The 259-nt window shown below is 54.8% G+C and carries 1 rRNA gene; it reads right to left on the reverse strand.

Annotated features, from left to right (window positions below):
- Positions 1–75: ribosomal RNA gene (rrf, locus tag ACX6XY_RS30390) — 5S ribosomal RNA — on the reverse strand; the annotation flags it as partial.
- Between the last annotated feature and the right edge of the window lie 184 nt (positions 76–259).

Raw genomic sequence — 259 nt, forward strand, 5'->3', positions numbered from 1 at the left:
ACCATCGGCGCTGTAAGGCTTAGCTTCCGGGTTCGGAATGTAACCGGGCGTTTCCCTCACGCTATGACCACCGAAACCCTATTAAGTAGCTCCGTGATGCGGAGCTGAACAGGGCAGCGAACAAGCACTCTCTTCAATTGAGGAACTGTTCAGCCGACACAGCTGTTCGTTACTTCAGAACTAACACAGTGGACGCGAGCAACTGAGGACAAGCCCTCGGCCTATTAGTACCGGTCACCTCCACCCCTCACAGGGCTTC

It is taken from the genome of Streptomyces sp. O3, from assembly GCF_054788135.1.